16 protein-coding genes are annotated in these 16,999 nt (G+C 56.2%); 6 read left to right on the forward strand and 10 right to left on the reverse strand.

What is annotated here, in order from left to right; all coding sequences use genetic code 11:
* Window positions 1–186: 186 nt before the first annotated feature.
* Together dld and FFS28_RS09140 are read left to right on the forward strand one after the other, a co-directional pair.
* On the forward strand, window positions 187–1,935 hold the full coding sequence (gene dld / locus FFS28_RS09135; RefSeq protein WP_137849383.1) for a D-lactate dehydrogenase: 1,749 nt from the start codon (window positions 187–189) through the stop codon (window positions 1,933–1,935).
* A gap of 112 nt (window positions 1,936–2,047) precedes the next feature.
* Entirely contained in the window at window positions 2,048–2,602 is a 555-nt protein-coding gene (locus tag FFS28_RS09140) for a GNAT family N-acetyltransferase (RefSeq protein ID WP_042320259.1), read from the forward strand.
* Window positions 2,603–2,699: 97 nt separating this feature from the next.
* Here FFS28_RS09140 and pbpG read toward each other — a convergent pair whose 3' ends face one another.
* Complete coding sequence (gene pbpG / locus FFS28_RS09145; RefSeq protein WP_006176400.1) at window positions 2,700–3,620, reverse strand: D-alanyl-D-alanine endopeptidase; 921 nt, start codon at window positions 3,618–3,620, stop codon at window positions 2,700–2,702.
* Window positions 3,621–3,787: 167 nt separating this feature from the next.
* Window positions 3,788–4,375: a Yip1 family protein gene (locus FFS28_RS09150; RefSeq protein WP_006176402.1), complete on the reverse strand. Its 588-nt coding sequence runs from the start codon at window positions 4,373–4,375 to the stop codon at window positions 3,788–3,790.
* A 157-nt stretch (window positions 4,376–4,532) separates the two neighbouring features.
* Here FFS28_RS09150 and FFS28_RS09155 point away from each other — a divergent pair, with 157 nt between their 5' ends.
* Window positions 4,533–5,102, forward strand: a complete 570-nt coding sequence (locus tag FFS28_RS09155; RefSeq protein WP_006176403.1) for a DedA family protein — start codon at window positions 4,533–4,535, stop codon at window positions 5,100–5,102.
* 81 nt (window positions 5,103–5,183) lie between these two features.
* On the opposite strand, the gene FFS28_RS09160 is transcribed toward FFS28_RS09155, so the two are convergent.
* Both FFS28_RS09160 and mdtQ read right to left on the reverse strand, forming a co-directional pair.
* Complete coding sequence (locus FFS28_RS09160) at window positions 5,184–5,948, reverse strand: SDR family oxidoreductase (RefSeq protein ID WP_137849384.1); 765 nt, start codon at window positions 5,946–5,948, stop codon at window positions 5,184–5,186.
* Window positions 5,949–5,998: 50 nt separating this feature from the next.
* Entirely contained in the window at window positions 5,999–7,417 is a 1,419-nt protein-coding gene (gene mdtQ, locus FFS28_RS09165) for a multidrug resistance outer membrane protein MdtQ (protein WP_137849385.1), read from the reverse strand.
* Window positions 7,418–7,624: 207 nt separating this feature from the next.
* Between mdtQ and yohP the strand changes: the two genes are divergently transcribed.
* Window positions 7,625–7,708: a small membrane protein YohP gene (gene yohP / locus FFS28_RS21965; protein WP_015572324.1), complete on the forward strand. Its 84-nt coding sequence runs from the start codon at window positions 7,625–7,627 to the stop codon at window positions 7,706–7,708.
* Between the two features lie 40 nt (window positions 7,709–7,748).
* On the opposite strand, the gene FFS28_RS09175 is transcribed toward yohP, so the two are convergent.
* From FFS28_RS09175 to map, 6 genes are all read right to left on the reverse strand, one after another.
* On the reverse strand, window positions 7,749–9,143 hold the full coding sequence (locus tag FFS28_RS09175) for a glycoside hydrolase family 1 protein (RefSeq protein ID WP_137849386.1): 1,395 nt from the start codon (window positions 9,141–9,143) through the stop codon (window positions 7,749–7,751).
* Between the two features lie 12 nt (window positions 9,144–9,155).
* Window positions 9,156–11,009 carry a PTS beta-glucoside transporter subunit IIABC gene (gene bglF / locus FFS28_RS09180; RefSeq protein WP_137849387.1) on the reverse strand — a complete coding sequence of 618 codons (1,854 nt, stop codon included), beginning with the start codon at window positions 11,007–11,009 and terminating at the stop codon, window positions 9,156–9,158.
* Window positions 11,010–11,144: 135 nt separating this feature from the next.
* Window positions 11,145–11,978: a BglG family transcription antiterminator LicT gene (gene licT / locus FFS28_RS09185; RefSeq protein ID WP_006176409.1), complete on the reverse strand. Its 834-nt coding sequence runs from the start codon at window positions 11,976–11,978 to the stop codon at window positions 11,145–11,147.
* Window positions 11,979–12,143: 165 nt separating this feature from the next.
* Window positions 12,144–13,433 (reverse strand): carbohydrate porin, encoded by a 1,290-nt coding sequence (locus FFS28_RS09190; RefSeq protein WP_249357433.1) that lies wholly within the window; start codon window positions 13,431–13,433, stop codon window positions 12,144–12,146.
* 366 nt (window positions 13,434–13,799) lie between these two features.
* Window positions 13,800–14,732: a tRNA dihydrouridine(16) synthase DusC gene (dusC, locus tag FFS28_RS09195; RefSeq protein ID WP_088208092.1), complete on the reverse strand. Its 933-nt coding sequence runs from the start codon at window positions 14,730–14,732 to the stop codon at window positions 13,800–13,802.
* Between the two features lie 66 nt (window positions 14,733–14,798).
* Window positions 14,799–15,578 (reverse strand): type I methionyl aminopeptidase, encoded by a 780-nt coding sequence (map, locus tag FFS28_RS09200; RefSeq protein ID WP_006176412.1) that lies wholly within the window; start codon window positions 15,576–15,578, stop codon window positions 14,799–14,801.
* 201 nt (window positions 15,579–15,779) lie between these two features.
* On the opposite strand from map, the gene FFS28_RS09205 reads away from it, so the two are divergent.
* A complete protein-coding gene (locus FFS28_RS09205) occupies window positions 15,780–16,178 on the forward strand; it encodes a CidA/LrgA family protein (RefSeq protein ID WP_006176413.1) in 399 nt (132 codons plus the stop codon).
* Window positions 16,175–16,870, forward strand: coding sequence for a CidB/LrgB family autolysis modulator (locus tag FFS28_RS09210; protein WP_058609826.1), 696 nt, complete (start codon window positions 16,175–16,177; stop codon window positions 16,868–16,870). Before FFS28_RS09205 ends, FFS28_RS09210 begins: the two co-directional genes overlap by 4 nt.
* Window positions 16,871–16,999: the final 129 nt, after the last annotated feature.

Here is a 16,999-nt window from a genome sequence, read left to right on the forward strand (position 1 = left end):
GTTTTACTCTCTCATCAATAACCGCCGGCAGCCCTCGGCCAGCCCGTGCGAAAAGCGCAGTGTGCCATAAACCCTTTGATCCGTGCAGGGTTATTCTCTGATTTTTCTCATGAATAGTAGACCGCTTGACGATTAATCGCGCTATGCTTTACAGCGAGAAATTTGCCCCACCACAAGGAGTGGAAGATGTCTTCTGTTCGATCTCACGATAACACCGCATTTATTAACGAACTGTCGCGCCTGGTTGGCTCCTCTCACCTGCTTACCGACCCGGCCAAAACCGCGCGCTACCGCAAGGGCTTTCGTTCCGGACAGGGCGACGCCCTGGCGGTGGTCTTCCCCGGCACGCTGCTGGAACTGTGGCGTGTACTGAGCGCCTGCGTCACCGCCGACAAAATTATTCTGATGCAGGCCGCCAATACCGGTCTGACGGAAGGCTCAACGCCGAACGGCAATGATTACGATCGCGACATCGTGATTATCAGCACGCTGCGTCTCGACAAACTGCACCTGCTGGATAAAGGCGAACAGGTGCTTGCCTTCCCCGGCACCACCCTGTATTCCCTGGAAAAAGCGCTCAAGCCGTTGGGACGCGAACCGCATTCGGTGATCGGCTCCTCCTGCATTGGCGCCTCCGTGGTGGGCGGGATCTGCAACAACTCCGGCGGCTCGCTGGTGCAGCGCGGCCCGGCTTACACCGAAATGTCCCTTTTCGCCCGTATCGACGAGAACGGCAAACTGACGCTGGTGAACCATCTGGGGATCGATCTGGGCGTGACGCCGGAGCAAATTCTCAGCAAGCTCGACGACGATCGCGTGCGGGATGAAGACGTTCAGCACGACGGACGTCATGCTCACGACCATGACTACGTAACCCGCGTGCGCGACATTGAAGCCCAGACCCCGGCGCGCTATAACGCTGACCCGGATCGCCTGTTTGAATCCTCCGGCTGCGCGGGCAAGCTTGCCGTCTTCGCCGTGCGCCTGGACACTTTCCCGGCTGAAAAAAACCAGCAGGTGTTCTACATCGGCACCAATGAGCCTGGCGTACTGACCGAGATCCGCCGCCACATTCTTGGCAACTTTACCCATCTGCCGGTGGCAGGCGAGTATATGCACCGCGATATCTACGACATCGCCGAGCGTTACGGTAAAGACACCTTCCTGATGATCGACAAGCTCGGTACCGACAAAATGCCGTTCTTCTTTACGATGAAGGGCCGCACCGACGCAATGCTGGAAAAAGTGCCGCTGTTTAAGCCGCACTTTACCGACCGCTTCATGCAGAAACTCGGCAACGTCTTCCCGGCGCATTTACCTGAAAGAATGAAAACCTGGCGCGACAAGTACGAACATCATCTGCTGCTGAAGATGGCCGGCGATGGCATTGCCGAAGCGCAGACCTGGCTGACCGAGTTCTTCAAAACCGCCGACGGGGATTTCTTTGCCTGTACGCCGGAAGAAGGCAGCAAAGCCTTCCTGCACCGCTTCGCGGCGGCGGGCGCGGCCATTCGCTATCAGGCGGTTCATTCCGACGAGGTGGAGGATATTCTGGCGCTGGACATCGCCCTGCGGCGTAACGATACCGAATGGTTTGAACACCTGCCGCCGGAGTTCGACAGCAAGCTGGTGCACAAGCTCTACTACGGTCACTTTATGTGTTACGTCTTCCATCAGGATTACATCGTCAAGAAAGGGGTCGATGCACACGCCCTGAAAGAGCAGATGCTGACGCTGCTGCGCGCCCGCGGGGCACAATATCCGGCGGAACATAACGTTGGGCATTTATACGAAGCGCCCGAGACGCTTAAACGGTTTTATCGCGAAAATGACCCTACAAACAGTATGAATCCCGGCATTGGTAAGACTACGCGGAATAAATACTGGAAAGAGTCGGCCGACGCGGAGCCGCACAATACGCAAGCCTCTGATTAGTTCCTACAGCCAAATTTAAGAGATTGTTAAGCAGTCCTCAAACGTACTAGAGTAGGTGCCTGACGCCAGAGAAACGTTTCTCTGGCTTTCCATGTTGAGGAGCAGGCACATCATGTCGGCTGTTGATATTTTGTCTGAAACTGAAGTCGACGTGCGCGACGCCCTTCCTGACGATGCGCATGCCATTTCGGCCATCTATGCATGGCATGTCCTTCACGGCCGCGCGTCGTTTGAAGAGGTTCCCCCCACCGTCGATGAAATGCGTCAGCGCATGCAAAACGTTGCCGACAAGGGTCTGCCATGGCTGGTTGTGCTCTATCGTGGGATTGTGGTGGGCTATTGCTATGCGACCTACTACCGCCCCCGCCCCGCCTACCGTTTCACGCTTGAAGAATCGATTTACGTTGACGCCAGCACCACCGGACGCGGTTTTGGATCGGCGCTGATGGATGCGCTGATTGCGCGCTGTGAAAAGGGTCCATGGCGACAGATGATTGCGGTTGTCGGTGACGGGAATAACAATGCCGGGTCGCTGCGTTTACATAAAAAGCACGGCTTTGAAGTCGTCGGCCAGCTGCGAAGCGTGGGCTACAAGAAAGGGGACTGGCGGGATACGCTGATTATGCAGCGCCCGCTTAACGACGGGGACTGGACGCTGCCGGAGTAAGTCGCTGTTGCCCTGGGCGGCTTCGATTACCGGGCCTGCATGCGACGCCCTTGTAGGCCGGGTAAGGCGAAGCCGCCACCCGGCGCTCACAAACGGCTCAATCGTTCTGCGCGGTCGCCATCTGCTCTGCTTTCTGCTTCTTATACGCCAGCGCTGAAGCCGGCACCGGCTGCACTTTCCCGGTCTCAATCCAGGTACGCAGGCGGCTGGCATCCGCGAAGTGGGTGTATTTCCCGAACGCATCCATCACCACCAGCGCCACCGGTTTGCCGTTGAACACGGTGCGCATCACCAGGCAGTGTCCCGCCGCGTTGGTAAAGCCCGTTTTGGTTAACTGGATATTCCAGTTATCGCGATACACCAGATGGTTGGTGTTGCGGAACGGCAGCGTGTACGGAGGGTTCGAGAACGTCGCCATATCTTCACGCGTGGTGCTGAGCTGGCCGAGCAGCGGATAGCGTTTGCTGGCGACCAGCAGCTTCGTCAAATCCCGCGCCGTCGAGACGTTATGAATCGACAGGCCCGTAGGCTCCACAAAGCGGGTGTTGGTCATCCCCAGCGATTTGGCTTTGGCATTCATGGCACGAATAAACGCGTCATAGCCGCCCGGATAATGATGCGCCAGGCTCGCCGCCGCACGGTTCTCAGAGGACATCAGCGCCAGCAGCAGCATATTTTTACGGCTGATCTCACTGTTCAGACGCACGCGAGAGTAGATCCCTTTCATCTCCGGCGTGTGGCTGATATCCACCTTCAGCTTTTCATCCAGCGGCAGTCGTGCATCAAGCACCACCATCGCGGTCATTAATTTGGTTATCGAGGCGATCGGGCGCACCAGGTCCGGATGGCTGGCGTAAATCACCTTGTTGGTGTTCAGATCCACGATCATCGCGCTGCCGGACGCAATTTGCGGTTGCGCAGCGGTGGTTACCGCGGGCGTTTTGGCCATCACCGGTGCGGCAACAGACGCTCCCAGCAACAGCGCCAGGCTAAGTAAAGAGACTCGGAATTTTAACATGGTGAGACTTCTGGTAATTATTCACGCACGTAATGACGTACACCGCCTGCATGGATGGGTAAATGCAGGCTGGCTTCGGCATCATAGCGGGCACTGTGCGTTGTCGCCAGCAGTTAATCGTGAACAGATGCTGCATTGCTGGCATTTACGCCAGCAATGCAATACGCCTAGAAGAGACGGTAACCATAGCCCCAAAGAATCACCGTCAGCGCCAGTAACGCCTCCAGGACCAGTACGCCAATGGCGAGCGTTGAGCTGGAGAAGCTCAGGCCCTCTTCTTTATTGATATTCAGGAAGGTGGGAATACCCAGGTACAGCAAATAGCCGGTATAAAAGAGTGCGACCGTACCGACCAGCGCGCACAGCCAGACCAGCGGATAGAGCGCAACAATACCGCTTAAGAATAGCGGCGTCGCGACGTATCCGGCGAAAATCATGCAGTTCGCCAGCGATGGACGCTGCGGGTAGTTGCGTGCCATCCAGTAGATGACGCGTCCCATGATGGCAACACCGGCCAGCATCAGGCCATAGAACAGCACCGCAAGCCCCAGCCCGGTGAACCAGGAGAGCTGGACCACGGTGCCATCACCAAAGTTCCAGCCGATTTGAGTCGTACCAATAAACGCGCAGATCACCGGCACCGCCGCCATCAGCAGTACATGGTGCGTGTAATGATGCGCAACCGTTTCGTTCTCGCTTCTGATTACGTGCATTTCACGATCGGGATGGGAGAAGAGTCCCCATACATGGTTCATAGCGCCCCCTTGTTGTCGGCCCGTCAGCGATAGCCTAAGTATAATGCAGGCTGTCGATTATTTTATGTACAGCAGGAAATTTGCCTTGATTGCCGCGTTATTTATTCATGGGGTATATGATTAATGCAGGCACGCTGAGGGAGACTACGCTTACTTAATGGATATTAATGGTCTGATTGAACACTATGGATACGCTGCGCTGGTTGTCGGAAGCGTGGCAGAAGGCGAAACCATCACCCTGTTAGGGGGTGTTGCGGCACATCAGGGATTGCTGAAATTTCCGCTGGTTGTCGCCGCCGTGGCGCTGGGCGGCATGATAGGCGACCAGCTTCTCTACTTCCTCGGGTTACGCTTTGGGCCAACGCTGCTCAGGCGGTTTTCGAAGCACCGCAAGAAAATCAACCGGGCGCAGAGGCTTATCCAGCGCCATCCCTATCTTTTCGTCATTGGCACCCGCTTTATGTACGGATTCCGCATCATCGGGCCGATACTGATCGGGGCCAGCCGGTTACCCCCTAAAATTTTCCTGCCGCTGAATATCCTTGGCGCGATCGCCTGGGCGCTGATCTTTACCACTCTCGGCTACGCGGGTGGCGAAGTGATTGGCCCGTGGCTGCATAACCTCGATCAGCATCTCAAACACTGGGCGTGGCTGATTCTGGTGGTCGTGGCAGTGATTGCGGTGAGGCTGTGGCTGAAGCACCGTGAGAAAAAGCGGGAGGAGTAGTGCGGCCTGATGCCCTTACCCCCGCCCCCTCGGGTATCACGTTCCCTCTCCATTTGGGAGAGGGTCAGGGTGAGGGAAAACCTACTCCGCAGGTTTAAACTGCGGATTCGCCAGCATAAATCCGCCGTCGACAATAAACGATTGCCCCGTGGTATAGCTGGCATCATTGTCGCAAAGCCACGCCACCAGGCTGGCAATCTCTTTGGTGTGCCCCGGTCTCGCCAGCGGGATAGCCGGCATCGAACCCGCCTTCACCTCGCTGTCGTCCATGTCGTTCATCGGGGTGGCGATAGCGCCGGGGGCCACGGCATTCACCAGAATGTTGTGGCCCACCAGCTCCAGCGCCATCGACTTGGTTAGCCCGCCCAGGGCGTGTTTTGCCGCCGTGTAGGCGCTGGCATCGGGTAAAGGCGTATGCTCATGCACCGAAGTGATGTTCACGATCCTTCCGCCCTCCCCCTGCTTCACCATCTGGCGGGCGGCGATCTGCGAACAGAGAAACGCCCCGTCAACGTCCACGGTGAAAATGCCCCGCCAGTCCTCATATTTCATCTCGAGAAACGGCGCCTTGGTCATCGCACCAGCGTTGTTGACCAGCACGTCCAGCCGCCCAAAACGCGCGATAAGCGTTTCAATCGCCTTTGCCCCTTCCGGGAGCGTACTCAAATCCAGATGGATGGCTTCCGCCCGCTGTCCGAGCGCCTCCACCTCACGGCAGGTTTCGAGCGCGCCTTTCTCGTCGGAGTGCCAGGTTACGCCGATATCAAAGCCTCTTTCAGCCAGCATCAGCGCCGTGGTTTTACCTATCCCGGAATCTGAAGCGGTGACAATTGCAACTCGGGTCATACTCACCTCCTGAAAATGTGCAGAGAGGTAAGTATAGATAACGCCCGGATTTAGCCGTGGCGATATCCGCCGCCCAGGGCAGACGTCAGCTGCAGCGTGGCGTCGACGTACTCGCCCTGAAGCGTCAACCCGGCGATACGCTCCTTCAGCGCCGGAATGCTGGCTTCGCTGACGCGCGAGCCTGCCACGATCCCCGCCCTGAAGCGCGCCTGCGCCAGTGACACCACGCGCGCCGCCTCTTTTTCAACCTTCTGCTGATGCTGGTTTTTCGCCGTCAGGGTTTCCACTTCGCTGGCGGTGCGCGCCACCTGATTGACGGCCTCCACCACGGCTTTGTTGTAGTTCGCCACCGAAAGATTATTTTGGGCCTGAGCGATATCCAGGCTGGCGTTCAGCCTGCCGCTGTCAAAAATCGGTAACGTCAGCCCGGCCGTCACGCCCATCTGCTGCGCCGACGAGCGGAACAGATCGCTCAGGTGAAGGGCATCCTGTTGCAGAAACGCCATGACGTTCACATCCGGATAAAAAGCGGCTTTGGCGGCGTCGACCTCGCTCATGGAGGCTTCGATATACCAGCGGGCCTCTTGCAGATCGGGCCGGCGGGCCAGGAGTTCGTAGCCCAGCGTGGTCGGCAGTGACGCTTCAACAGCGGGCAGCGCATGAGGCGTGAGTTTCAGCGACGTAGTATGGGTCAAGGCTTCCAGCCGGGCCTCAATCGTTCTCATTTTGCCGTTCACATCGGCTATGTGTTCATCGGTTTTGCTGGCGTTGATATCGGTTTCTATCCCCTCCACAGAGGAAGTGATCCCGTGCTGATATAACTCCACGTCGGCCCCAATGATATTCTCCTGCTCATGCTTGATCCGGGTAAGCACCCCGGCGACCGCAGACTGGGTTTGCCACGCCCAGTAGAGCCGCGCCACGCTGCTGGCAAGAAGCTGGCGGGTCTGTTCCAGTTCGGCTTTTTGGGCATTGACCCTGCCGATACGGGACTCGACCTGCGCGCGGTTTTTCCCCCACAAATCCAGATCCCAGCCCGCCGTCAGGCCAAAGGTGCCGTTGGTATACCATGGCCCGGTAGTGCCCGCTGCCGGGTCAGTTAAGGCAAACGGCCCCATCAGCCCTTCTGCCGACATTTTTTGCCGCTCGGCATCGGCTGAAAAATCGATTTGCGGGCCGTCGGCGGCCATCGTGGCTTTAGCCTGCGCCTCGGCCAGAGTGATTCGCTGCCGGGCAATCTGCATATCCGGCGCGTCCTGCAAGGCTTTGGCAATCAGTTCGTTAAGCTGCGGATCGTTGAAGTCTTTCCACCATTCGCTTTTTGGCCAGTCGATACGGGACAGGTGGGCGTTAACGGTAGAGGCGACCGGTTGCGCAGTTATCCCCGTCACTGTGGGATGCTGCGGGGCACACGCGGTCAGGAATAAAATCAGAGAGGTATTAAGAGAAAGAATAAGAGAACGCTTCATGACGTTATGCACTCAAAAAATAAAGGCGCAAATTACGCTTGAAACCGTCCCTTTTTTTAGTAACGCGTGGCAATCCGCACTTTGTCATACATTTTCATAATCAGAAAATTATTTCCCTTAGTAATTAATTATATGGATGCATTCATCACGCTTATAAATTGACTGCTACACTTACCGGGAACAAACAAACATGCGCAGGAGAAGCGAATGAAAATACTATTGTGGGTTATTTTAATTATATTTCTGATTGGGCTGCTGGTGGTCACCGGTGTATTCAAGATGATTTTCTGACGCGTTTGCCCGGCGAGTTGCCGGGCAAACACTTTTTCAATCAGTCCTTGAGGGAGCCGCCTTGGGTGGCAATCACCTCTTTATACCAGTAGAAACTTTTCTTGCGGCTTCGCGCCAGCGTACCTTCTCCGCTGTCATCGCGATCAACGTAAATAAAGCCGTAGCGTTTGGACAGTTCCGCTTTCGATGCGCTGACCAGATCGATGGGTCCCCAGTTGGTATACCCCATCACCTCCACGCCATCGTCAAGGGCTTCGCGCACCTGGACCAGATGATCGTTCAGGTAGCTGATGCGGTAATCATCCTGTACCACGCCGCTGGCGTCCGGTTTATCCTTCGCGCCGAGGCCATTCTCCACGATAAACAGCGGCTTTTGATAGCGATCCCACAGCACGTTCAGCAGCGTACGCAGGCCGACAGAGTCAATCTGCCAGCCCCACTCGGAGCTTGCCAGGTGCGGGTTTGGCACCATGCTCAGAATATTGCCGCGCGCCTGCTGGTTCAACGCCTCATCGGTGGTGACACAGCCCGTCATGTAGTAACTGAACGAGATAAAATCAACGGTCGATTTCAGCGCCTCGCGGTCAGCATCGGTTATCGCTATTTCAATACCGTTGTCACGGAAGAAACGCAGCATATACCCCGGATAGGCACCGCGGCACTGCACATCGCCGAAGAACTGCCAGGCACGGTTCTCCTGCAAGGCTTCAAGCACGTCTTCCGGTTTGCAGGTCAGCGGGTACATCAAACCGCCCAGCAGCATGTTGCCAATTCTGGCGTCCGGAATGATGTCGTGACAGGCTTTTACCGCCAGGGCACTCGCCACCAGCTGATGGTGGATCGCCTGATACACTTCGCCTTTACTGCTGGACTCCGGCAGGCCGACGCCGGTCATCGGCGCATGCAGCGACATGTTGATTTCATTGAAGGTCAGCCACAGCTTGACCTTCTCCCCATAGCGCGCAAATACGGTGCGAGCGTAATGTTCAAAGAAGCCGATCGTCTTGCGATTGCCCCAGCCGCCGTACTGCTTAACCAGCCCCCACGGCATTTCGTAGTGCGACAGCGTTACCAGCGGGGTGATGTCGTGCGCGGCCAGCTCGTTAAATAGCCTGTCATAGTACGCCAGCCCCGCCTCGTTTGGCTGCTGCTCGTCACCGTTCGGGAAGATCCGCGTCCAGGCAATGGACACGCGCAGGCAGCTAAAGCCCATTTCGGCAAACAGTTTGATGTCTTCCGGGTAGCGATGGTAGAAATCGATGGCGACGTCCTTGATGCCGCTGTCACCCGCCACGCGCTCCACCACCGGGCCAAACACGCCCTGCGGCTGCACGTCAGAGGTAGACAGCCCTTTGCCATCTTCCCGATAAGCCCCCTCTACCTGATTCGCGGCCAGCGCGCCGCCCCATAAAAAATCATCCGGGAAAGTCTTCATCACGTTCTCCTGTTATTGATGGCTTACGCTGAGCAATGGCGCACCGGCGGTTACGGACGTTGCCGCCACGGTCACCACGTCGCGATACTCATCGCTGTTACTGATAATAATCGGGGTCGTCAGGTCATATCCGGCGTCAATAATCGCCTGACGGTCAAATTCCAGCAGCAGGTCGCCCGGCTGCACGCTGTCGCCCACCTTCACATGGGCGGTGAACGGTCTGCCGTCGAGCTTCACGGTGTCGATCCCGACGTGGATCAACACCTCAATACCGCTTTTGCTAAGCAGGCCGATAGCATGTTTGGTCTGAAAGAGAGAGGCCACCTCGCCGGCAAACGGCGCAACGACCTGATTAGTGGCGGGAATAATTGCCGCACCGCTGCCCAGCAGGCCGCTGGCAAAGGTCGTATCCGGCACCTGATCAAGCGCCAGCACGGTGCCGGTCATCGGAGAGAGCACCTCGTTTTCACCCGCTGACGCCGCGACCTCTGAGGTTGTGTGCCCCGGCATGCCCGCCACCAGCGTCAGGCCACAGCTCAGCACCAGGGCGACCACCGTGCCGATAATGCCGCCCCACAGCGTGGCGTTTACGCCGTCCGGAGGGATCATTTGTGCGATGGTAAAGATATTGGCAAAGCCGAACGAGTAAACGTGCGTATCGCTAAAGCCGACAATCGCCCCGCCGATCGCACCCGCCACGCAGCCAAAGATAAACGGGCGGCGCAGCGGCAGGTTAAGGCCATACACAGCCGGTTCGGTGATCCCAAAAATCCCTGCCGTGACGGAGGAGCCGGCCAGCATTTTCTGGCGCGCATCGCGGGTACGCAGGAAGATCCCCAGCGCCGCGCCCACCTGACCAAAGACGGCGGGAAGCAGCATTGGCAGCATCGAGTCATGGCCCAGCACCGCCAGGTTATTGATCATCAGCGGCACCAGCCCCCAGTGCAGGCCGAAAATCACGCAAACCTGCCACAGCGCGCCCATTGCCGCGCCCGCCAGCCACGGAGCCAGCACATAGATCCACTGATAACCGTTCGCCAGCAGCTGGCTCAGCCAGGTGGCGAGAGGGCCGATCACCAGAAACGTCAGCGGTACGGTGACGGCTAAACAGATCAGCGGCGCAAAAAAGTTTTTCATCGACGGAGGCAAAAGCGCCGTGCTCCGCTTTTCCAGCCAGCAGCTTACCCACGCCGCGAGAATAATGGGGATCACCGACGAACTGTAGTTAAACCAGGTGACCGGAAGGCCGAGAAACGTCTGGGCAACCGCGCCCGACTGCTGGCTGGCGACAAATGCGGCAATCATCATCGGATGGGTCAGCGCCCCGCCGATCACCATGGTGATAAACGGGTTGCCGCCAAACTTTTTCCCGGCGGTGTAGCCCAGCACCAGCGGGAAGAAGAAGAACAGCGCGTCGCTCGCGGCGAACCAGATTTTATAGGTCCCGCTTTCCACACTGAGCCAGCCGCACACCAGCGCCAGCGCCAGCAGTCCTTTCAGGATACCGGAGGCCGCCAGAATGCCGATAAAAGGGGTGAAAATGCCAGAGACGATATCTATCAGGCGCCCCAGTAAATGACCTTTATCACCCTTGTCGTCCACCACGGGGGCATCATCCGTTAGCCCTGCGGCATCGCGCACCGCCTGCCAGACTGTGTGAACGTGATTGCCAATCACCACCTGAAACTGTCCGCCGCTTTCAACCACCATAATGACGCCCGGATTTTTCTTCAGCCCGTCGGCATCCGCTTTTTGATTATCTTTCAGTTTGAAGCGAAGCCGGGTAGCGCAGTGAACAAGACTGACGATGTTCTCTTTTCCGCCAACGTGGCTGAGAATATCCTTTGCTAATGCCTGGTATTCCATCGCAATTTCCTTACATCCGATGCCCGCAGGCACCTGTTGACTGAGTATAAAAATAAAAAAACCCGAGGCGTCCTCCTGTCGAAGGCCGCACTCAGGTTTTGCCTGCATGATGCAGTAACAATCCAGCGTTGAGGCTTAACGCCCCTCTTTTCTCACCCGCTCAATGTGAATAGCGAGGAACATAATTTCTTCGGTTGTCAGCGCTCGCTGATAGCTTTTGTTCAGATGCTGGGCGATTTTCTCGGCGCATTTCCACGCTTTCGCGTAGTTGTCCTTCACCGCCGTATGCAGCGTAACGTCATCATCTTGCACCACGGTGCGGGTCAGCATCCGCTGGGCAAAAAATTTCAGATGGGTGACAAAGCGCTGATAGCTCAACGACTCCTCGTCATACTCCAGTTGCAGCTGATACTTCACCAGTTGCAGGATCTCCTGCATGACCCGGGTGACGTGCATCACTTCCGGCATTTCACTGTTCAGCTGCGCGGTGACCAGGTGCAGGGCGATAAACCCGGCCTCATCCTCCGCCAGCTCAACGTTAAGGCGTTTGGCAATAATGGCCCTTGCCTCCTGCCCCAGTTCGAACTCCTTTGGATACAGCCGCCTGATGTCCCACAGCAGCACGTTTTTGATTGCCAGCCCTTTTTTCTGACGCTCAATCGCAAAGAAGCAGTGGTCCGTCAGGGTGATATACAAACTGTCCTGCAATTTGCCCAGCCGCTGCGCCGCCAGCCCAATGATGCGGTCGCAGGTGGTCATAACTTCCAGCGGGATCTGGTTCAGCAACTCCCCCAAACGCCGTACCAGCTCGTCGCTTTGCAGAGCAAAGACTTTTTCAATCAGCGCGGTATCCAGCGCGTCACCCATGCGCTTCTGAAAGGCCAGCCCGCGCCCCATCACCACCTGTTCGCGCCCGCGCTCATCCAGAACAACCACCACATTATTATTCAGAATCTTGGCGATTTTCATCGGAACCCCAGAAACAAAAAAACCTGACCTCCGGCAGAAGCCAGAAAATCAGGTTTTGCCTGCCTAAGCAGTAACAATCCAGTTCTGGCACTCTATCAGTTTCATTCGTAGCCTCAATCTGTCACGCGTAAAAACGTGATGCAGATCGTGCTTGTCAGGGCGATATCAGAAGGTCACCACGGTTTTGAGCTCGGTGACCCATGCATCCTGAGTACGTGAAACGCCGCCCGGATGGTGCCAGTACTGAATACCCGGCTGAAGCTCAAGCCAGGCAACGGGACGGAAACGATAGTAAAACTCACCGTTGAGGGAATGGCCGGGGACCGGATGATACGCCGGGTCGTTATAGTCCGCGACGCCGTTCAGGGCATTCATCTCACGCTGGTTACGCGCGTACTGATTGCTCATGTCTATCCAGGTCAAACCAAAGCCTATCCAGTCTTCCGGACGGGCATCAAACAGCCCACGATAGCGCAGCGAGGCGGCATAGACCTGATGCATATAGTTGCTGCGTTGATCGGCCAGGCTCATGCTGACAGAGGTACTTAACCCGCGGTTTGGATCGTCGTGATGCTGCGTGAGTTGCTGGTTCAGACCGGCGTACATAAACCACGTCCGGTTGTGATGATCATATCCGTCCGGGTCGGCCGCACCCGCCCCGCCGGATTTCCCGCGATAAAGATCGGTTTGCGATGCATTGGTAAACACCACGCCCAAATTGTACGCGCCCGGCAGACCGTTAATCAGCGGACGGGCGTCGATCTCGACCGGCAGTAATACTCCTTTGCTGCCCTTCGTTGACCAACTCCAGGCATGACTGCGGCTTGCTGCATTGGGATTTTGCTCCATCACGCCGCCTTTCAACGTGACGGTAGGCGTCAATTTATACTCCAGCGTGGTGCCCCATGTATGCACGTTCCAGTTGTTCCAGGTGAGCGAGTTGGCCGATTTTCCGCCGCACTGGGAAAGCATCTGGAAGTCACACGGGATGATCTGATCGAAGGTCTGTACCTTGTTCATCATCCCCACCCGCCAGGTAAGACGCCGATCGTCAAAGCTTCTGGCGAAGGTCAGCCAGCCCAGGCGCGTAATCGACTGTCCACCCCAGCTTTCCTGGGTCAGATCGTTAAAGTTTACCCGCGGGTCCTGCAGGCGTTTAGTGGTGAGATCGTCATTGTGGTTGCGGTTAACGATATTGCCTTCGATCCGCGCGTCCGGTATGCCGGTCCATCGCGCCAGGTCCTGGTTGAAGGTCAGCGCAAACTGATCGATATAGGCCACATGGGTATCATGGTTGTAGCCACCCCCGCCGTTCGAGGCAATTTCATTCAGATAACCCAGATTATAGGTAAACCCGTTATCGTTAAGGATCTTTCGTATTCCGAGCATGTCACCGAGAATCGGATCCGGTGGGGCCTCGAAGCCTAATACGGTCCCGTTCCATTCCTGCGCCATCGACAACGAGGAAAACGTCAATATGGCGAGCGCGCACAGCTTACAGGGAATAATTCTATATTCCATCATAACCACCTGTGAAAGAGTATTAGTGCGTAACCGGTCGCAGGAAATTTTTTAATTTCCTGTCGCGATCTGTTTATTAATTTCTTTGAATAGCGTTAAGCCAGGTTTTTCTCCTGCGTAAATGACAGGCAAAAAAAAACCTAAGCGTTCCACAGCGGCGTATGCTGCGGAACGCTTAGGTTTTGCCTGTTAACCAGTAACAATCCTGCGTTGAAAACAGTGGCACCTTAACACCGTCGCGCCACGTTGAAAACCTTCGATGTTTTCTTATTTATAAAATTGTGAGCAAATTAACGCTTATTATTTTGACTGAATTACCCGCGCGATATCCGCCGACGTTTGCAGCGTACGGATCTCCTGAAATAATCCCAGCGCCTCATCGTATTCTTTACGCAAATAGCTAAGCCACTGCTTGATGCGTGCGACGTGATATAAACCGGTGTCACCCTGCTTTTCCAGGCGGCTATATTTTTGCAGCAGCGCCACGACGTCGGCCCAGGGCATCCGCGGCGCGTTATATTTCACCACCCGGCTAAGGTTCGGCACGTTCAGCGCTCCGCGGCCAATCATCACCGCGTCACAGCCCGTCGCTTTCAGGCAGGCCTGGGCGCTCTCGTAATCCCAGATTTCACCGTTAGCGATAACCGGTATGGTGAGCCGCTGGCGGATCTCACCGATGGCCTGCCAGTTGATGCGCTCCGCTTTGTAACCATCCTCTTTGGTACGGCCATGCACCACCAGCTCGGTTGCCCCGGCCTGCTGTACCGCATCGGCGATTTCAAACTGGCGCGCGCCGCTGTCCCAGCCCAGGCGCACTTTAACCGTTACCGGCAGATGCGACGGCACGGCTTCACGCATGGCTTTTGCGCCGCGATAGATAAGCTCAGGATCTTTTAACAGCGTCGCCCCACCGCCGCTGCCGTTGACCATTTTCGACGGGCAGCCACAGTTGAGATCGACGCCGTAAGAGCCCAGCTCTACGGCACGGGCGGCGTTTTCTGCCAGCCATTCGGGATACTGGCCCAACAGCTGGATGCGCACCAGCGTACCGGAGGAGGTCCGGCTCTGGTTGTGCAACTCAGGGCAGAGTCGGTGAAAAGATTTTACCGGCAACAGCATATCGACCACGCGTAAAAACTCCGTCACGCAGAGATCGTAATCGTTCACCTCGGTCAGAAGTTCGCGCACGAGAGAATCGAGCACGCCTTCCATTGGGGCCAGTAAAACACGCATGCAGAGTACCTGTGAAAAAAGACGCGCTATGGTATCTGCTCGCAGGGTCAGTGGGAAGCCCGGAGGTTAATCCGGGATCGTTTCTTCAGGACGCAGGGTGAGCACCTCAAATCCGTCTGCGGTAACCGCAATGGTATGCTCCCACTGCGCCGACAATTTTTTATCGCGCGTCACCACCGTCCAGCCATCTTTTTTAGTCTTGATGCGGCTGTCGCCCTGGTTGACCATCGGCTCGATAGTAAACACCATCCCCTCTTTCAGCACCGCACCTTCGCCAGGTTTGCCGTAATGCAGCACCTGCGGCTCCTCGTGCATCTCTTTGCCGATACCGTGGCCGCAGTACTCACGCACCACGCTGTAGCCGTTGCTTTCAACGTGCGACTGAATAGCGTGGCCGATATCCCCGAGCGTCGCGCCGGGCTTCACCGCCTTGATCCCTTTCCACATCGCTTCGTAGGTTTTTTTCACCAGCCGACGCGCCAGCGGTGAAACATCGCCAATCAGATACATTTTGCTGGAATCGGCAATCAGGCCCTCTTTTTCAAGGGTGATATCAACGTTCACAATTGAACCGGACTTCAGATGTTCAGACTCTTTAGGAATGCCGTGGCAGACCACCTCGTTGACGGAGGTGTTAAGCACATACGGGAAATCATACTGCCCTTTACTGGCCGGGCGGGCCTGAAGCGTATCGACGATAAACGCCTCAACACGGTTGTTTATCGCCATGGTGGTCACGCCGGGCGCGATAAATCCGTCTAACATGGTAAAGACGGAGGCTAACAGTTCCCCGGCGTGGCGCTGTCTGACGAGCTCATCGGCGGTTTTAATGATGATTGACGGCATAGATCGTCTCCTGCGCAGCCTGTTAATCGTTTGATTCATAAATGAAACTAATACTGGCATGCAAACGGGCTGCTGTCCATTTGGTGAAATGCCCAACGTTCCCTTTTGGAATGTCTGGTATTCTCAAATTTCATGATGTGATCCGTGGCACACTTCTGGGTTTAATTGTATGATGAATGCGTTTCTTCAAGGACTTTTACCATGAGCAAATCATTGAATACTGTCTGGCAATATCTGCGCGCATTCGTCCTGATTTACGCCTGTCTCTATGCCGGGATCTTTATCGCCTCGCTGCTGCCCATCACGATCCCCGGCAGCATTATCGGCATGCTGATCCTGTTTGTGCTGCTGGCGCTGCAGGTGCTGCCCGCGAAGTGGGTCAATCCCGGTTGCTTCGTCCTTATCCGCTATATGGCGCTGCTGTTCGTGCCTATCGGCGTGGGGGTGATGCAGTATTTCGATTTGCTCAAAGCGCAGTTCGGCCCGATTGTGGTCTCCTGCGCGGTCAGTACGCTGGTGGTATTGCTGGTGGTGAGCTGGAGTTCGCATCTGGTACACGGCGAACGTAAAGTGGTCGGGCAAAAAGGAACCAAACAATGATAGCCAATATCTGGTGGTCGCTGCCGTTAACCCTGGTGGTCTTCTTCGCCGCGCGTAAACTGGCCGCACGTTTTAAGATGCCGCTGCTTAACCCGCTGCTGGTGGCGATGGTGGTGATTATTCCTTTCCTGATGCTCACCGGCATTCCTTACGAACGCTACTTCGCCGGGAGCAAAATATTAAACGATTTGCTGCAGCCTGCCGTCGTGGCGCTGGCGTTTCCTTTATATGAACAGCTGCACCAGATCCGCGCCCGCTGGAAATCCATCATTACCATCTGTTTTTTGGGCAGCCTGGTGGCGATGATCACCGGCACATCGGTAGCGCTGCTGATGGGCGCATCGCCCGAGATTGCCGCCTCCATTATGCCTAAATCCGTCACCACGCCGATTGCCATGGCCGTGGGCGGCAGCATCGGTGGGATCCCGGCCATCAGTGCCATGTGCGTGATCTTCGTGGGTATCCTGGGGGCGGTGTTTGGCCACACCCTGCTTAATGTGATGAAAATTCATACTAAAGCCGCGCGGGGTCTGGCGATGGGTACCGCCTCACACGCGCTGGGTACCGCGCGCTGTGCCGAAATGGATTATCAGGAGGGCGCATTCAGCTCCCTGGCGCTGGTCATCTGCGGGATCATGACCTCGCTGATTGCCCCGTTCCTCTTCCCGGTGATCCTGGCCGTGGTGGGCTAAAATTTTGCGATGCGTCGCGCAAATTTCATTTTGATTTCATAAGTTGCATACATTATGAGAAGTGGATCACATATTAAGGCCCATCGGCTCCGTACACTACCGATCCATTAACCTTGATGAGGCAACGCC

Origin of the sequence: Enterobacter sp. 2VL (assembly GCF_005503595.1) — a bacterium.
Lineage (GTDB): Bacteria > Pseudomonadota > Gammaproteobacteria > Enterobacterales > Enterobacteriaceae > Enterobacter > Enterobacter cancerogenus.

Bases quoted from the DNA above. Each gene is read 5' to 3' on its own strand.
- dld (WP_137849383.1), top strand. From the start codon at position 187: ATGTCTTCTGTTCGATCTCACGATAACACCGCATTTATTAACGAACTG.
- FFS28_RS09140 (WP_042320259.1), top strand. From the start codon at position 2,048: ATGTCGGCTGTTGATATTTTGTCTGAAACTGAAGTCGACGTGCGCGAC.
- pbpG (WP_006176400.1), bottom strand. From the start codon at position 3,620: ATGTTAAAATTCCGAGTCTCTTTACTTAGCCTGGCGCTGTTGCTGGGA.
- FFS28_RS09150 (WP_006176402.1), bottom strand. From the start codon at position 4,375: ATGAACCATGTATGGGGACTCTTCTCCCATCCCGATCGTGAAATGCAC.
- FFS28_RS09155 (WP_006176403.1), top strand. From the start codon at position 4,533: ATGGATATTAATGGTCTGATTGAACACTATGGATACGCTGCGCTGGTT.
- FFS28_RS09160 (WP_137849384.1), bottom strand. From the start codon at position 5,948: ATGACCCGAGTTGCAATTGTCACCGCTTCAGATTCCGGGATAGGTAAA.
- mdtQ (WP_137849385.1), bottom strand. From the start codon at position 7,417: ATGAAGCGTTCTCTTATTCTTTCTCTTAATACCTCTCTGATTTTATTC.
- yohP (WP_015572324.1), top strand. From the start codon at position 7,625: ATGAAAATACTATTGTGGGTTATTTTAATTATATTTCTGATTGGGCTG.
- FFS28_RS09175 (WP_137849386.1), bottom strand. From the start codon at position 9,143: ATGAAGACTTTCCCGGATGATTTTTTATGGGGCGGCGCGCTGGCCGCG.
- bglF (WP_137849387.1), bottom strand. From the start codon at position 11,009: ATGGAATACCAGGCATTAGCAAAGGATATTCTCAGCCACGTTGGCGGA.
- licT (WP_006176409.1), bottom strand. From the start codon at position 11,978: ATGAAAATCGCCAAGATTCTGAATAATAATGTGGTGGTTGTTCTGGAT.
- FFS28_RS09190 (WP_249357433.1), bottom strand. From the start codon at position 13,433: ATGGCGCAGGAATGGAACGGGACCGTATTAGGCTTCGAGGCCCCACCG.
- dusC (WP_088208092.1), bottom strand. From the start codon at position 14,732: ATGCGTGTTTTACTGGCCCCAATGGAAGGCGTGCTCGATTCTCTCGTG.
- map (WP_006176412.1), bottom strand. From the start codon at position 15,578: ATGCCGTCAATCATCATTAAAACCGCCGATGAGCTCGTCAGACAGCGC.
- FFS28_RS09205 (WP_006176413.1), top strand. From the start codon at position 15,780: ATGAGCAAATCATTGAATACTGTCTGGCAATATCTGCGCGCATTCGTC.
- FFS28_RS09210 (WP_058609826.1), top strand. From the start codon at position 16,175: ATGATAGCCAATATCTGGTGGTCGCTGCCGTTAACCCTGGTGGTCTTC.